The organism is Ruegeria sp. SATB027 (genome assembly GCF_059613825.1).
Map to the genome: position 1 here is coordinate 22,261 of NZ_JBXWTH010000041.1, position 13,358 is coordinate 35,618.

19 protein-coding genes and 1 pseudogene are annotated in these 13,358 nt (G+C 63.4%); 3 read left to right on the top strand and 17 right to left on the bottom strand.

From position 1 onward, the window contains the following. Positions 1–108: 108 nt before the first annotated feature. From AC2FPW_RS11835 to AC2FPW_RS11845, 3 genes are all read left to right on the top strand, one after another. Positions 109–378, top strand: coding sequence for a hypothetical protein (locus AC2FPW_RS11835; protein WP_496813848.1), 270 nt, complete (start codon positions 109–111; stop codon positions 376–378). 14 nt (positions 379–392) lie between these two features. After that, entirely contained in the window at positions 393–611 is a 219-nt protein-coding gene (locus tag AC2FPW_RS11840; RefSeq protein WP_496813849.1) for a hypothetical protein, read from the top strand. A 95-nt stretch (positions 612–706) separates the two neighbouring features. Then, a complete protein-coding gene (locus tag AC2FPW_RS11845; protein ID WP_496813851.1) occupies positions 707–1,228 on the top strand; it encodes a DUF3489 domain-containing protein in 522 nt (173 codons plus the stop codon). A 155-nt stretch (positions 1,229–1,383) separates the two neighbouring features. Here the strand turns inward: AC2FPW_RS11845 and AC2FPW_RS11850 are convergent, their stop codons facing one another. The 17 genes and pseudogenes from AC2FPW_RS11850 to AC2FPW_RS11930 form a co-directional block, all read right to left on the bottom strand. Continuing rightward, positions 1,384–1,731, bottom strand: a complete 348-nt coding sequence (locus AC2FPW_RS11850) for a hypothetical protein (protein ID WP_496813853.1) — start codon at positions 1,729–1,731, stop codon at positions 1,384–1,386. Between the two features lie 84 nt (positions 1,732–1,815). Beyond that, positions 1,816–2,133: an HPF/RaiA family ribosome-associated protein gene (locus AC2FPW_RS11855; RefSeq protein ID WP_137703272.1), complete on the bottom strand. Its 318-nt coding sequence runs from the start codon at positions 2,131–2,133 to the stop codon at positions 1,816–1,818. Between the two features lie 120 nt (positions 2,134–2,253). Next, complete coding sequence (locus AC2FPW_RS11860; RefSeq protein WP_496813854.1) at positions 2,254–2,478, bottom strand: DUF7220 family protein; 225 nt, start codon at positions 2,476–2,478, stop codon at positions 2,254–2,256. Beyond that, entirely contained in the window at positions 2,475–2,960 is a 486-nt protein-coding gene (locus AC2FPW_RS11865) for a hypothetical protein (RefSeq protein WP_496813891.1), read from the bottom strand. The genes AC2FPW_RS11860 and AC2FPW_RS11865 overlap by 4 nt, the downstream gene beginning before the upstream one ends. A gap of 187 nt (positions 2,961–3,147) precedes the next feature. Then, positions 3,148–3,666 (bottom strand): annotated as a pseudogene (locus AC2FPW_RS11870) (DNA cytosine methyltransferase); the annotation flags it as partial. Positions 3,667–3,670: 4 nt separating this feature from the next. Beyond that, positions 3,671–4,915, bottom strand: coding sequence for a DNA modification methylase (locus AC2FPW_RS11875; RefSeq protein ID WP_496813856.1), 1,245 nt, complete (start codon positions 4,913–4,915; stop codon positions 3,671–3,673). Then, positions 4,890–5,348, bottom strand: coding sequence for an HNH endonuclease (locus tag AC2FPW_RS11880; protein ID WP_496813857.1), 459 nt, complete (start codon positions 5,346–5,348; stop codon positions 4,890–4,892). Before AC2FPW_RS11880 ends, AC2FPW_RS11875 begins: the two co-directional genes overlap by 26 nt. Before the next feature lie 17 nt (positions 5,349–5,365). Further along, the gene (locus AC2FPW_RS11885; RefSeq protein WP_496813858.1) at positions 5,366–5,578 is read right to left on the bottom strand and encodes a hypothetical protein; all 213 of its coding nucleotides are present in this window, start codon (positions 5,576–5,578) and stop codon (positions 5,366–5,368) included. Positions 5,579–6,042: 464 nt separating this feature from the next. Next, on the bottom strand, positions 6,043–6,489 hold the full coding sequence (locus AC2FPW_RS11890; RefSeq protein ID WP_496813859.1) for a DUF6362 family protein: 447 nt from the start codon (positions 6,487–6,489) through the stop codon (positions 6,043–6,045). Beyond that, on the bottom strand, positions 6,482–6,685 hold the full coding sequence (locus AC2FPW_RS11895) for a hypothetical protein (protein WP_496813861.1): 204 nt from the start codon (positions 6,683–6,685) through the stop codon (positions 6,482–6,484). Before AC2FPW_RS11895 ends, AC2FPW_RS11890 begins: the two co-directional genes overlap by 8 nt. Next, positions 6,682–7,200: a hypothetical protein gene (locus AC2FPW_RS11900; protein ID WP_119398864.1), complete on the bottom strand. Its 519-nt coding sequence runs from the start codon at positions 7,198–7,200 to the stop codon at positions 6,682–6,684. Before AC2FPW_RS11900 ends, AC2FPW_RS11895 begins: the two co-directional genes overlap by 4 nt. Before the next feature lie 276 nt (positions 7,201–7,476). Further along, on the bottom strand, positions 7,477–9,870 hold the full coding sequence (locus tag AC2FPW_RS11905) for an AAA family ATPase (protein WP_496813862.1): 2,394 nt from the start codon (positions 9,868–9,870) through the stop codon (positions 7,477–7,479). Further along, positions 9,867–10,625: a hypothetical protein gene (locus tag AC2FPW_RS11910; protein ID WP_496813863.1), complete on the bottom strand. Its 759-nt coding sequence runs from the start codon at positions 10,623–10,625 to the stop codon at positions 9,867–9,869. Before AC2FPW_RS11910 ends, AC2FPW_RS11905 begins: the two co-directional genes overlap by 4 nt. After that, positions 10,625–10,831: a DUF6511 domain-containing protein gene (locus AC2FPW_RS11915; RefSeq protein ID WP_496813864.1), complete on the bottom strand. Its 207-nt coding sequence runs from the start codon at positions 10,829–10,831 to the stop codon at positions 10,625–10,627. The genes AC2FPW_RS11910 and AC2FPW_RS11915 overlap by 1 nt, the downstream gene beginning before the upstream one ends. Continuing rightward, complete coding sequence (locus AC2FPW_RS11920; RefSeq protein ID WP_496813865.1) at positions 10,824–11,042, bottom strand: hypothetical protein; 219 nt, start codon at positions 11,040–11,042, stop codon at positions 10,824–10,826. The genes AC2FPW_RS11915 and AC2FPW_RS11920 overlap by 8 nt, the downstream gene beginning before the upstream one ends. Beyond that, entirely contained in the window at positions 11,039–12,721 is a 1,683-nt protein-coding gene (locus AC2FPW_RS11925) for a DEAD/DEAH box helicase (protein WP_496813866.1), read from the bottom strand. Before AC2FPW_RS11925 ends, AC2FPW_RS11920 begins: the two co-directional genes overlap by 4 nt. A gap of 12 nt (positions 12,722–12,733) precedes the next feature. Beyond that, positions 12,734–13,342: a hypothetical protein gene (locus AC2FPW_RS11930; protein ID WP_496813867.1), complete on the bottom strand. Its 609-nt coding sequence runs from the start codon at positions 13,340–13,342 to the stop codon at positions 12,734–12,736. Between the last annotated feature and the right edge of the window lie 16 nt (positions 13,343–13,358).

A 13,358-nucleotide genomic window follows, 5' to 3' on the forward strand; every position in this document is an offset into this window, starting at 1 on the left:
GCGCTCCGATTATCACTCAAAATCATGTGCTTATGTAGTTGATAAGCCTCCGCACCAGAGCGAACGTGATCCTACGAAAACGATGCAACTCACCACGGAGCGACCGCGATGACCCGCCTGAACCCGATCACCACACCCCGCCACCAACTGCGCGCCGAGAAGGCTGCGCGGAACAAGGAGGCCGCATTGAACGCCTTCATCGGCAAGAAGGCCGAAATCGACGAGATGCTCGCCCGCTTGGCAAGCCTCAGCGACGAGCATTTCAACGCCCATCCCGACGAGATCAACTGGGGCCATGTCGGCACCCTTGAGCATTACGCAAGCCTCCTGAAGCGCATCACTGACAGCGCCTTCAGCGAGGGCGAGCACGCGGAATGAACGGAACAAACGCCATGGAAACCAGCACTATCCGCATCGCCATTCGGGGCCTCAACGAGCCTTGGGATACGAGCCGTATACCGGCGGTCCTTGACGAGATCGCAGCATCACTCCGCGAGGAAGCAAACGTTCCCGCGCGCCTCACCGCCGACAGCATGACAATCGCAATCGACGTCGCCACCGACCGGCTTACGGACGCCGCAGTGCTCCTGCGGGATCTCGGGCTGATCTGACCTCGGACCTCCTCCCGAACTCCGGCTGCGCGCCCTGCGCGGCTTGGGGTCGTAGAAGACCGCGACGGTCGCGGTCCGAACACGGAGACGACCCCATGACCAAGCTTTCCGACACCCAGACAATCATCCTGTCCCGCGCGGCCCAGATCGAGGACCGCATTGCGCTGCCGTTGCCCGTGAGCCTGCGCGGCGGGGCAGCTTCAAAGGTGGTCAGCGCAATGCTTGCCAAGGGCTTCCTCGAAGAGGTCGAAGCCGACATGCGCAAGGGCGAACCCGTCTGGCGCGAGACCGGCGACGGCCACGGCGTCACACTGATCGCCACCGACGCAGGCCTCGCCGCCATCGGCATCGAGCGCGAGGACGCGAACACCGCAACCAAAACAGTCCCCGCGCCCAAGGTGCGGACACCGCGCGAGGGCACCAAGCAGGCCACCCTGATTGCCATGCTGCGCGCGGCGGACGGCGCGACCATCGAGGAGATCATGGCCGCGACGAACTGGCAGTCGCATACGGTGCGAGGCGCGATGGCCGGAGCGCTGAAAAAGAAGCTCGGACTAGAGGTCACCTCAGAAAAGGTTGAGGATCGGGGGCGTGTCTACAAACTCCCCGCCGCCTGAAAAGCCTGCGACATCGAAGCTGTGCCGTCGTCCCTTTGGGACGGCGGTTTCTCAGTCGGCACCGCCTTAAATCTCACGAATTCTTTTTGCCCTTATTAGGACTTGGTTCTGCATCCCAAAGCCGTCGCGAAAGGCCACGAGCCGACGTCGACACGTCAGGAAACGGGAGTTTGCTGGTGTGCTATTCGCAGCCACTTACCGTCATCCTGCAGATAGGACGATGTGCACAGGGCCTCGTAGATCGGTATGTCGCCGCGCTCTGCGGAGACGCGATATGCCAGAACGGCGACGTCTTTCTCTCGCTTGAAATAACGCTCTGTCATTACCACGGATCGCCATCGTTGCGCGACGCTGCTCTCCCGCCAAAGCGAGTCGCCCTGTAGAATTCCGGCAGGATATGGGAAAACAAAGACCGCGTCTTTTGCCGTCATATGTCGCGCACTGTCAGCACCTTCGGTCCAGAACCGTTCCTCCAAGGCCCAAAGATCGTCTTCATCAGCCATGATTGATGCCCTTCCATTTGATTCCGTTTGACGTTTTTTCAAGGCGGCAACAGATTGCGGTTGAGGAAACTACTGCGAGGAAATTCACCGGCTATCCGACAATTTTCCCAGAGTACTCTCCAGCATGTTCTTTAATTTGCCCGCTGCCCCTTTCGCTGCCTTCTCGACTGTCGCAGCCGAATCCTTCGTAACGACGGGCTGGCGCCCTTTGAGTCGTGCTTCGATCATGCAATGCTTGTTCTCCTGGCCCGTCGGGCCGGTGCGCGCGTCGCTGAGGTGAACCTCAATCCTAGTGATATGATCATCAAGGTTGGCCAAATCGTGCTGAACCAAACCCTTGATCAGGTTGGTCAGGCCTTCACTCCCGTCGATGCTGTTGTCCGTACTGACTTCGATCTGCATGCTGGTTTCCTTTTGAAAGCTACCTCGCAAACAACGGAGAATGCTCGGTCGGAACCCCAATTATAGCCCATCTGGAAAATTCTCGAAATGTTATGGATCAAGCGCCTAAATAGCGACTTTTCAGTTTAACATTCGGACGCGAATAACCTCGAACACACGCCGCAGGGCAAATGATCGGGCGATGCTCACCACAGTAAACACCGCGCCCATTTTCATGTTCTGCGCCAGCGTCGTGTGTAGCCCGAAGATCGGGAAGATCAGGATCTGCGTAACGACCGCGACGCCGTAGCCGATGACCACGTTGGCGACGGCCTCGACGAACGACATGAGGCGCGATTGCTTCATGCTGGCTCGCCTTCATCCATCGGCCAGCAGTTCAGCCGCGAGAGTTCGCAGCGCATGCGCCGCAACCAAGGGGACCACGCCGTTGCCGCAGAGCCGAAGCCGGTCCACCCGGTGGGCCAGCCCATCAGAGCCTCGACGAATGCTGGGTTCAGCGTCCGGCGCGGCTCGGAGGTATCGCTCCCAGCCATCGGCGTCACCAGGACCTGGCGGCCAAGCAGGCCGTTCACAGGCGTGTTCGCCAGTGTCGTGGCCCCGTCCTTGTGATCCCGCGCCGTCGGCGTCATCCACATCTGGCTGGCGCTGGTCAGGTCGGCGGACTTGCGATTGCCCGCGCTCGGCTTGTTCCCGTCCGTCGCCATCGGCGTCGGCCAGTCCCGGGCCATCCCGTCCAGCCCCTTCTCGTGCTTTCGGGCACCGCCGCGGCTGCGGAAACTGTCGGTCTGGGGCGTTGGCCACATCGCGGCGCTCGTTGCCAGGTTCATCCCATGCTTGCCTGCTTCCTGCGACGGTGTTGGTTTCGTCTGCCTGTTCTCGTTCGCGCTCGCCCGTGGCGTTGGCCAGAGCCGGAGCATCTCCGTCCGGTTTCCACCGCTCGAGCGGGTCCCGGAGCAGGCGCGCGGGGTCGGCCAGTTGGTCGTGCTCGCGGAGCGCGAGGATGAACAGCCGCTCGCGCTTGTGCGGCGCACCGACTTCCGCCGCCATAAAGAGGCCTGCCGCAAGCTTGTAGCCCATGCCGACCAGTCCGCTGGCGACTTCGGGGAATCCGAGGCGGAGATGATGGGCGACATTCTCGAGGAAGACGAAGGGCGGCTCAACCTCGCCAATAATCCGCGCGACATGCGGCCAGAGGTGGCGTGGGTCGTCCGCGCCCCGGCGTTTGCCCGCGACAGAGAACGGCTGGCACGGATATCCCGCAGTGATGATGTCCACCGCGCCGCGCCACGGTCGGCCGTCGAAGCTGGCAACGTCGTCCCAGACAGGCGCCGGATCCAGGGTCGCCTCTTCCATCCGTGCCACGAGAATGGCCGCGGCGTAGGTTTCCCGTTCGACATGGCCCACAGTTCGATATCCGGGCATGGCGATGGTGAGGCCGAGGTCGAGCCCGCCTGCGCCGGAGCAGAGCGAGAGGCCGAACAGGTTTCCGGCTCCGGAAGCGCGTCCGGAGGGATGTAAAGCCAAGTCATGCATCGCCTCAGCGTGGTTTGGCCGTCAGATCGGCGAAGCTCTCGCCGGTCCCGTCCAGCACGGCCTGGTGACCGGTGAATGCCTGCCAGCGCTGCACGGCGACATCGACATAGGCCGGGTTCAGCTCGATCCCTAGGCAAACGCGCCCCGTGGTTTCGGCCGCGATCAGCGTGGTGCCAGATCCCATGAACGGCTCGTAGATCGCTTGGCCCGGACTGGAATTGTTCAGGATGGGCCGGCGCATGCATTCGACCGGTTTCTGCGTGCCGTGCACGGTGTCCGCGTCCTGATCCTTGTTGGCGATCTGCCAGAGAGTCGTCTGCTTGCGGTCACCGGCCCAGTGGCCTTTGCCGGTCTTCTTCACGGCATAGAGGCAGGGCTCGTGCTGCCAGTGATAGTCGCCGCGGCTCAGCACCAGACGATCCTTTGCCCAGATGATCTGGGACCGGATGTTGAAGCCGGAGGCTTCGAGGCTGTCCGCGACCGTCGTCGCATGCAGTGCGCCGTGCCAGACATAGGCCACATCGCCCGGAAACAGCGCCCAGGCCTCGCGCCAGTCAGCGCGGTCGTCATTCAGCACCTTGCCGGTCCGCTTGGTCGCGGCGGCGCCAGCTTTGTTGCGCCAGCCGGGATCGTATTCGACGCCGTAGGGTGGATCGGTCACCATCAGCAGCGGTGTCACATCGCCGAGCAGACGCTCGACGTCTGTTGCCACCGTCGCGTCCCCGCAGAGCAGCCGATGCTTGCCCAGCACCCAGAGATCGCCGGGGCGACTGGTCGGATTTTCGGGGGCCTCCGGAACATCGTCCTCGCCCTCTCGGGAGACGGTCTCGGGGTCGACTTCACCGGCCAACAGTGCCTCCAGTTCCGCGTCATCGAAACCGATGAGCGACAGGTCGTAGTCTTCGGCCAGCAGGTCGTTCAGTTCGGCCGACAGCAGCAGTTCATCCCACTCCGCCCAGTTTGCCGACTGGTTTGCCAGCAGGCGAAACGCTTTGATCTGCGTCTCCGACAACTCGTCCGCGAGGACCACGGGCACGGTGTCGAGGCCGAGCACACGCGCCGCCTTCAGCCGCAGATGCCCGTCGACCACCAGCCCGTCGCTGCGCGCGACGATCGGAATGCGGAAACCGAACTCCATGATGGCCTGTGCCATCCGGTCGACCACGTCGTCGTTCTTGCGCGGGTTGCGCTCGTATTCGACGAGGCGGCCGATGGGCCATTGTTCAAGCTGCAGTGCGTTGACCGACATGAGTGGATCTCTTGAGCAGGTGCAGGGTCACCGTCCGGCGCGCATGAATGCTGCAGAACAGGACGAGCTTGGTGACGGGCAACGGCGGGTCGACCGCCTCGACATCGTGGAACACCGCCTCCACCCGCTTGTGGCAGGCGCGGCAAAGCGGGATCAGATTGGTTTGCGAATTGTCCCGCGTTAGGCGGAACGGAATGATGTGGTGCACCTGGAGGTGCTGTCCGGTGCCGCACATGGCGCAGAACGGGGTTCGACCAAGGGAATCCCGGCGGATTGTCTTCCAGCGCGAGCCGCGCCCACGGATACGCGGCGTCCGACACAGATGCCGTTCATAGCAAGGCCGCGAACAGAAGCGCGCACTGGAATTGGTGCGATCAGACAGAACTGACCGAGGCACCCGAAACTCAGTGTGGCAGGTCGCGCAAGTCCGCATGGTCGACTTGGCGGCACTCAGGCATTTGCGGCTGCAGTATTTCTGTTGGCTGCTTGGCGGGGTTCCAAATCGTCTACCGCAATGGCGGCAGGTTTCATGGTTCCGAGTGGCGGTGCGCTGCTTGCGTCCTTGGTCCAAAGCTGACCGGCCAGCGCATCCACGACATCGCGGCGCTGGATTGTCGGCTCTGACGTCTTCCTGCTTTCCGCAGGTTGGACAGGTGCGAACACGCATCGCCCGCGTCTTCGCTTTTACGAGATGACCGGCCGCAGCGGCCTTGTTCGACGCATGGACCAGCGGTTCGCCTCATTGGGGTGGATTCCCTGGACTCCGGACACCAGCAGCCAGCCTGGACTCCGCAAAGGGTCCAGCGGCCACCGGACGTGTCCGGTTCCAAGAGTTTGTTTTGTTGTGGTTTTCAGCAGGTCGCGGGTGGATGCCCGCTGGGGTGGCTTCCCAAAAAACCGGCCCTGTCGCTGGCGATATTGCGCGCTTCGCCCGCCCGTATACATTTGGGGCCAGGAAGGACCCGTAAAGTCAGTGGGTTAGCGGCTTGGACCCCAGCTGGGCCCCTTGGTGGACCCCGGGAGCCAGCGCCGCAGGTCGTCCCGCACGCGCCTCTCCCGAGTATATCCAATTTCTAGCGTCATTCTCGGAATGTGTAAGGCCCTGCGATGTACACCGGAAAATTTCCTCACAGGACGATTTTTCTTGACAGGTGATTGGCGTTTTCAATGACGAATTGCTTCGAGCGCCGGGCCGGAGGCACGCGCCCATGCAGCCGCCAGGTGATCACCGCGAGGCCGAATTGCCAGCGCTTGGTCGCGGCCGTCCGGCTCAGCCCCATCTCCCAGCAGATCGGCTTCCACGGCGTGCGCTCGGCCCGCAACCAGACGATCCGGGCATCGTCTCGTTCCAGCCAGCGCAGCCAGAGCAATGCCCCCTCGGCCTCGGAGATCTGGCGCGGTCCCGGCCGGGGCCTGCGCATTTGCGGTTCCTGACCGACCTTGTCCGCGAAGCTGTGAAAATACTCGGGCCAAGCATTGAAGAAGCCCTGCGGCATGACGCCGGGCAAGGTACGGAAGACATCGGCCGCGCTCTCCAGCCGGTCCTCCACGCGCGCTGTGGTCCACTCAGTCATGGCCTACCTCCGGTTCCCGCTTGCCATAAAGGCGTTCGCCCAGCTGGCGGACCAACTCGCGCTCTGGCCAGGTGAGGCGATTGTCATCCACGGAGACTGCCAGAACGCCCTGTTCCTTCCAGCCGTCCTTTTTGACTTGATCGGGGCTGCGGCGAGTGCCCCCGAAGCCGCGAGGGGCGAAGCTCATGCGGTTCATGCCATGCCTCCTTCGGTCTCGATCGCCCAGTGCAGGATCGCGATGGCGTCGGCCTCGTTGTCATCGGCCGGGCTGAAGCCACGCGCCTCAGCGGCTGCGATCATGGCCGCCTTGTTGGCGTTGCCCTTGCCAGTGGCGTGGCGCTTGATGGTTCCGACGGGCACGCCTTGGTAAGGCACGCCGCGCATCTCGGCCCATGCGGTCAGCGTGGCCATCAGCCCCCCATAGACATGCGCCGCATCGGTCCCGGCGTGGCGGCGAACTTCCTCGAACCAGATAGCGGCAATGGGACCAGACAACCGCTGCAACTCGCCCAACCAATTGGTGAAGCGCAGGTATCGCATCCCACCACCGTCATAGCGCCCGGGTTTGAACGAAGCCGTCCCGCTGGTGATAATGCCGTCCGCGGACCGTAGCGCCCAGCCCGTTGTGGTCCCAAGATCCAGGGCCAGGATGGTCGCCGACAAAGCTATCGTCTGGTGTTGACACACGGTTTCAATTTGCCTGTTCGACATTGTCATCTCCATTGCTGCTCGAAAGGTGAAAGGTGCGGGGCAGATCGGCCCGTGCGCGGATACCCCACGACGTATGGGATAGGGCCAAACCTGCTCGTTGGCCCCCCATACGTAGTATGGGGGCTTTCCACACTAACTCCTCTTTTGTGGGTAACGTGCTGATAAAGAACGAGAAACTAGGAGTTCGGAGGAGTTGGGGAGGAGTTAGCCCACTAACTCCTCTTGTGGAGTAAGCCATTGATTTCATTGATACAGGAGTTAGGGAGGACATAGGAGTTAGGCCTCACTCTTAGGAGTTAGTGAGCCCAAATCGTCGTCCGCAGCCGTCTCCGGATAGACCCAAACGGCCGGGTTTTCGACGTCCATGCAGACCCCGGAATTGGGGCATTTGTAGTGGCTGGGAAGGACGGGATCGGCGTTTTCGAAGACCTCGCCGGTCTCCGGATCGACGCGCTCCTCCGGGCGAAACCGCATCCCATCGACGCAGAGATATCCGAAGCGGGATCTGACTTTCGGATAGCCAAAGGCGCTGCCATCGCGCAGGAATTTTACATGGCCTTTGGTGGCCAACACGCTCAACCGTTCGCGGATCGTGTATTTGCTGCCAAGCCCGCTCTGGTTCTCGAAAGTCTCGGCGAACTGCATGGTCGTGTAGAGTTGCCCGCTGGTGGCCTCCTCGAAAAGCAGGTCGAGGATCACATCGCGCTTGCGGTTGCGCTCGGCGTCATGTTTGGCCCCGACCTCTTTGCGCACCAGCCGCTCGTTCATCGGGTTGATCTCGACCCATTGACCGGCGACTTTGTCGATCAGCTTGGCGGCCAGCGCGGGTCCGTTCCGAAGCTCGATCTCCAGCTTGCGTTCCGGGGCCTCCTCGTCTGGACGGTGCAGGATCAGGCCGGAGGTGTAGAACCCTCGCAGCGCGCTGGCACCGGAGAGCGCGAGAAAAGGATCGTCCTTGACCTGCTGTTTGCTGAGCTTCTTGGTGTGGTGGATCAGGATCACCCCGCAGTCGGGGTCGATATGGTCGCGCAGCACCTCCACCCGTTCCTTCAGGAAGAACATCATGGCGGTGTTGTCGTTCTCGCCGCCGCCATCGGGCCCGCCGTCGAACAGGTTCCGGATCGGGTCGACGCAGAGGATGTCAGGCGGTGCCTCCGGGAACGCGGTTTGCACGGCGCGTGCGACCCGCACGCTGCCTTCGTTGTCGAGCAGCATCTTGAGCTTTGGCGTGGCGACAAAGGTATCGCGCGCGGCGGCCAACACCTCCGGCGGCAGCGCAATCTGCTTCAGGCGTTCCCGCAGGTAGTGATACTGGATTTCGGCCTGCAGGTAGAAGATCCGCAGCGGCCGCGGCGGGATGAAGCCGAGGAACGGCACACCAGCGGCCATGTGCACGAGCCACGAAATTAGCAGATCACTCTTGCCGACCTTGGGTGCGCCGCCCAGCACCAGCAGCCCGCCTGGTGTCAGCACGCGCGGCGCGATGATGTCTTCTGGCATGGGGCTCTGGTCGTCCAGCAGCGCGCCCAACGTGAATGCGGGCATTTCAACCGGTCCTGGTGCGCCGGAATTCAGCCGGATCAGCGGCGGCCCGTATTTCTCGACATGCCGTTCCCAGAGTCGCTCGGACTCGCGCTTGAGCCGTTCAACGGGCCACTGGGGCCGAAGCATCGCGGCGTTGTAGCCGCAGATGCCTTCCCAGCCCTCATCCTTGGTCATCCGGCCCTCGTGGACCATGCGGATGAAATGCCCGATCGCGGCGGACGCACCCTCGAAGCGGGACCAATCATCCTGCGCGCCCTCGCGCACAGGGGTCACCAGCACATCGTCCATCGCCGGTTTGTCGGGATGCGTAAACTCGGGCTGCAGGGATACACCCGGCGCGGGCGACATGTCGGTCACGGCCTCTATAAACTCGGCCAGATCGCGTTCGCGGTCGCCATTCAACTCGACGATGCGCACCTGCGTTTTGAGGCTGTTCTTGTAATAGACCGAGCCTGCCACCCGGATCGGCTGGTGCGCCGAGCGGAAATGCATGTCGCCACCGACCTTGGCGGCAATGTCGCCGCGCAGACGGCAGACCCGGGCAATGTCATCTCCCTCGGCGGGCTCAGTCAGTGTCCACCAGACATGCGCTTTCCGCTGGCCCTCGGGCGTCACGCCACCGCTTTCCACCACCATGCTGGGCGCGCCGAGGTGGCGCTCCAGATGCGCGCGTTTGGCAGCGATATCTCCGGTGTCGAGATCAACCACGACGGTCTGCATCCGCAGGATCTCGGCGGCCTTGGCCTGCCCGGGCGCGGCCACGGTGCCGGGGATCACGTAGACGGCCGCCCCCTCGCGTGACGCCCATGTGGCGAAGGTCGCCATCTTCTCTGGGGCGGCCTGATCCGCCTCAAGCCAGATATTGTGCGGGCGGCCATCAATGCCCTGGCCCTTGTCAATGAAACTGCGGACCGGGATCAGCCCGTCACAATAGCCGAAGACGACCTGCATGAACTGGGCGATCTGCTCAGGGTCCGGCTCATCGCCGAAAACGTCAATCTGCGGAGCAGCATCGTTGAAGTCGCGCCACGGATTGAAATGGACGATGTTTTCCGCGGGCGTATCGGTCGTCGTGTCGTCGCGCATAGATGTGTCCTCGTCGGGATCGGTGGGCTCGTCGGTCATCTGGCCAGCCCCCAACACCGCTCGGAATGGGCGCAGAACCTGCACTCGAAGAAATCCCGATTGGCGGCGATGCGGGGCAGCAAATCGCCCGCGTCGGTGGCCTGCAGGATCCGCACGGCGCGGTCAGACATGCGCTGCGCGAGATCGGCATCGAAGGGAACGAGCTCATGATGCAGCTCGGCCGTGTCCTTGTTGATCGCCGTGAACAGCGCAGGTGCGGCCGAAATCCCCGGCACCGAGGGCTCCATATAGGCTTGATAGATCGCGATGTGGGCGGCATAGACGGGCTTGGAAACCGTGACCCCGTCCTTGACGCAGGCGCGCCAGTTTTTCGCGTTCATCGTCTTGCATTCCCACAGCGCGGGCACGCGCATGCCGAGCGCGGCCGGAGCGTCAGCAATGATCCCGTCGACATGGCCCCGGATGCGCCCACCGGCGACAGAAAAGCCGAACTGGCCGCCATCGCGTTTTTGGGTGACCAGATCGATCCCGGCCGCGCGCAGCCAGCGGATCGCCAGATCCTCGAGTTGATGACCAATTGCGAAGATCCGCAGCGTCTGGCCGCCGAAATCAGCCCCCTCATCCTTTGGCGCACCGGCAAACTCGAACTGCAGCGCGCGTTCACAGGCATGTCCCAGCCGGGAGGCGCCGAGATAGGTCCGGCGCGGTGTGGCCTCGCGCTCGGCAATGAGAGCGGCGTCGACCAGCGCGTTGATCCGCTCGGCCATGGAGGGGCGTGGGTTGAAGTCCAGCATCAGAACGGCACCTCCGGCGTCTGGGCCCGGGCGATGTCGGACATGGCCTCGCGGAAGCCCTCGACGGCCTCTTCGATCAGGGCGCGCACCTGAGCCTCGGTTAGATCGGCAAATGCGGTCTGCCAGCCGATCTCGTCCATCAGCATGGCGATGCGTTTCATGGTGACGGTGACGGCGGCGCGTTCTTCTTCTGTCAGGTCAACCATGGCAAAACGCTCCCGTGCCAAACGCGTCCACAAGCCTTGGCAGAGCATCGAGCAGAACCAGACCGATGGCCGGGGCCGTCTCGACCGGACCGGATCGCGCCAGCCAAAACCACGCGTGGGTTGCCGGCAGACAGCACAGAGCGTTCCACGCGGATGCCAGAGACGACGCCGCTCCTCGGTCGTGATGCGGACTGAAGATTTCATGGGTCATGCCGCCCTCCGTTCGGGACCAGCCACCCCATTTACGGCTGCATGGATGGCGAGCTTGTTGAAGCCGAAGGTCATCAGCGCCGAGGCGCGATAGCGCGTCAGGCCGAAGTCGTGGCGACACTCGGGCGGCAGGTATTTCAGCTGCTTGTCGGTGGGTGGCTGGCGCAGCCATCCCCTTGTCTTGAAAGCGCTTTCATCACTCTCGTGGGTGTTGAGCCAGTCATCGGCCTGGGCGAGGCAGACGGTGCGTTCGCCGACGCCCAACAAGCGTGGCCGCTCGCCCTTGGCCCCGCCGATGGCGTACCAGACGCCGTCCATCCAGAAGATTCCGCCCCAAGCGGTGAAGCCCGTGGCCATCAGCGCGTCGTCCGTCCCGAAGAGATCGACCCATGCGAAACTCGACCGCTTCAGCAGGTCGATCTCGGTCATGACAAAGCCCGAGAGCGGCACTGAGTCCGCGCCGGTCTCGCCTTCGTCCTGCAGCAACACCTCGCCGCAGAGCTGGCATTCCGTGGCGGCGAGCGGGATTTCCGCCGCACAGGCCGGGCAGGATTTTGTGGGGGCCTCACCGGTGCCGATCTTGCCGTCCAGATCGACATCCTGTTCCAGCGTGCCGTGGATCAGGCTCGATGTCCCAAAATCCAGCACCACGCAGTCGGTCTTGACGATGCCGGGGTGTTCTTCGGGATCGACCGTGCGCAACCCGCGACCGACCATCTGGATCATGGTGGATTTGTAGGAACTAGGCCGCAGCAGCACGACGCAGGAGGTGGGCGGGTGATCCCAGCCTTCCGTGAGCACGGCGACATTGACGATCACGCGGATCTCGCCTGCCGCATAGTCGGTCAGGATGGACTTGCGGGTGTCGGCCACCAGATCGCCGTGGATCAGCGCGGCCGTGATCCCCGCGGCGCGAAATGCCTCAGTGACGTGTTCGGCATGGGCGACGGTGGAACAGAAGACGACGGTCTGCCGGTCACCAGCCTTCTCGCGCCAGTGGCGGATCACCTCGTCGGTGACCGGCGCGCGGTCCATGATGTCCGCCACCTCGGTCATGTCGAAATCCGCGTTGGTCTTGCGGACGGATCTCAATTCCTCCTGCACGCCCACATCGATGACAAAGGTGCGCGGCGGCACGAGGTGGCCCGAAGCGATCAGCTCGCCCAGACGCACCTGATCGGCGACATTGTCGAAGACCTCGCGCAGTCCTTTCTTGTCGCCCCGGGTCGGTGTTGCCGTCACCCCGAAAACGCGGGCGTCGGGATTGGCGTCGCGCACACGGTTGATGATGCGCCGGTAGCTGTCCGCCACCGCGTGATGTGCCTCGTCGATCACGAGCAGATCGAGGCGCGGCATGTCGGCTAGGTTTGAGGCCCGTGCCAGGGTCGGCACCATCGCAAAGGTGACGTCGCCGCCCCAGGATTTTGCGGTGGCGTCGACCACCGAGGTGGACGCCTCAGGCACGACGCGGTGGAACTTGGCGCGGTTCTGCTCGGTCAGCTCGTCTCGATGCGCCAACACGCAGGCCTTTGCGCCGTCGCCGATCATCTCGCCGGTGACCGCTGAGAGCATGATGGTCTTGCCCGCGCCGGTGGGGGCCACGCCGAGCGTATTGCCGTGTTGGCCGAGCGCAGCAACACTGCGCTCGACAAAGGTTTTTTGGCGGGGACGCAGGCGCATGACCGATCCCCCTTACTGCGCCCAGCTCGGCCGCCCGGGGGCACCGGGGTTGGCTGCTGGCGGATTGGATGAAGGGGATGCGGGCGCACCCTGCTGCGGGGCATGGCCGCTGAACTGCATGGGTGTGGTGCCCATGATTTGCGCATAGTCACGGTGATCGGGCGTCACCGCGCTGCGGATCTCGTTTTTGTCGTCGCCGCTGGCATCGGTGCCGATATCGATGCGGGCGACGAACTCGATCCCGTCGAGATCGGCAAACCCACTGATCCGCCGCGCCGCCTGCGCCTCGGCCGACATGTCCTTGTCGGAAATCCCGCGCGCCGAGTTCAGAATCCCGCGCAGCAGGCTGCGGCCCATGTTGGTCCAGTCCGGCCCCTTGGGGCTGTAGAGCCCGATCAGCGTGAAGATCTTGCGGCGAGCATATTGGCCCTCGGTCACGGTAAACTCGCCGTTGAGATAGATAGCACCTGTCGAGCCGCGCGTGGCATAGCTGCCGGTCCAGCCTTGTGAGGCATCGTCGAACCCGCCGGGACGGATGGTCAGGCGCACCTTGGCCAACGTGCCCTTCGGGATCAGGTTGGTGTTGCTCTGCGCGTCGTTGAAATCGTTCCAGGAACCCATGGGGAACCTCCTTTTC

Excerpts from the sequence above, each read along its gene's own strand:
- AC2FPW_RS11865 (WP_496813891.1), bottom strand. The coding sequence starts at position 2,960 with ATGAACCTGGCAACGAGCGCCGCGATGTGGCCAACGCCCCAGACCGAC.
- AC2FPW_RS11925 (WP_496813866.1), bottom strand. The coding sequence starts at position 12,721 with ATGCGCCTGCGTCCCCGCCAAAAAACCTTTGTCGAGCGCAGTGTTGCT.
- AC2FPW_RS11905 (WP_496813862.1), bottom strand. The coding sequence starts at position 9,870 with ATGACCGACGAGCCCACCGATCCCGACGAGGACACATCTATGCGCGAC.
- AC2FPW_RS11880 (WP_496813857.1), bottom strand. The coding sequence starts at position 5,348 with ATGCGGACTTGCGCGACCTGCCACACTGAGTTTCGGGTGCCTCGGTCA.
- AC2FPW_RS11895 (WP_496813861.1), bottom strand. The coding sequence starts at position 6,685 with ATGAACCGCATGAGCTTCGCCCCTCGCGGCTTCGGGGGCACTCGCCGC.
- AC2FPW_RS11910 (WP_496813863.1), bottom strand. The coding sequence starts at position 10,625 with ATGCTGGACTTCAACCCACGCCCCTCCATGGCCGAGCGGATCAACGCG.
- AC2FPW_RS11855 (WP_137703272.1), bottom strand. The coding sequence starts at position 2,133 with ATGCAGATCGAAGTCAGTACGGACAACAGCATCGACGGGAGTGAAGGC.
- AC2FPW_RS11835 (WP_496813848.1), top strand. The coding sequence starts at position 109 with ATGACCCGCCTGAACCCGATCACCACACCCCGCCACCAACTGCGCGCC.
- AC2FPW_RS11890 (WP_496813859.1), bottom strand. The coding sequence starts at position 6,489 with ATGACTGAGTGGACCACAGCGCGCGTGGAGGACCGGCTGGAGAGCGCG.
- AC2FPW_RS11900 (WP_119398864.1), bottom strand. The coding sequence starts at position 7,200 with ATGTCGAACAGGCAAATTGAAACCGTGTGTCAACACCAGACGATAGCT.
- AC2FPW_RS11840 (WP_496813849.1), top strand. The coding sequence starts at position 393 with ATGGAAACCAGCACTATCCGCATCGCCATTCGGGGCCTCAACGAGCCT.
- AC2FPW_RS11860 (WP_496813854.1), bottom strand. The coding sequence starts at position 2,478 with ATGAAGCAATCGCGCCTCATGTCGTTCGTCGAGGCCGTCGCCAACGTG.
- AC2FPW_RS11930 (WP_496813867.1), bottom strand. The coding sequence starts at position 13,342 with ATGGGTTCCTGGAACGATTTCAACGACGCGCAGAGCAACACCAACCTG.
- AC2FPW_RS11845 (WP_496813851.1), top strand. The coding sequence starts at position 707 with ATGACCAAGCTTTCCGACACCCAGACAATCATCCTGTCCCGCGCGGCC.
- AC2FPW_RS11875 (WP_496813856.1), bottom strand. The coding sequence starts at position 4,915 with ATGTCGGTCAACGCACTGCAGCTTGAACAATGGCCCATCGGCCGCCTC.
- AC2FPW_RS11850 (WP_496813853.1), bottom strand. The coding sequence starts at position 1,731 with ATGGCTGATGAAGACGATCTTTGGGCCTTGGAGGAACGGTTCTGGACC.
- AC2FPW_RS11915 (WP_496813864.1), bottom strand. The coding sequence starts at position 10,831 with ATGGTTGACCTGACAGAAGAAGAACGCGCCGCCGTCACCGTCACCATG.
- AC2FPW_RS11920 (WP_496813865.1), bottom strand. The coding sequence starts at position 11,042 with ATGACCCATGAAATCTTCAGTCCGCATCACGACCGAGGAGCGGCGTCG.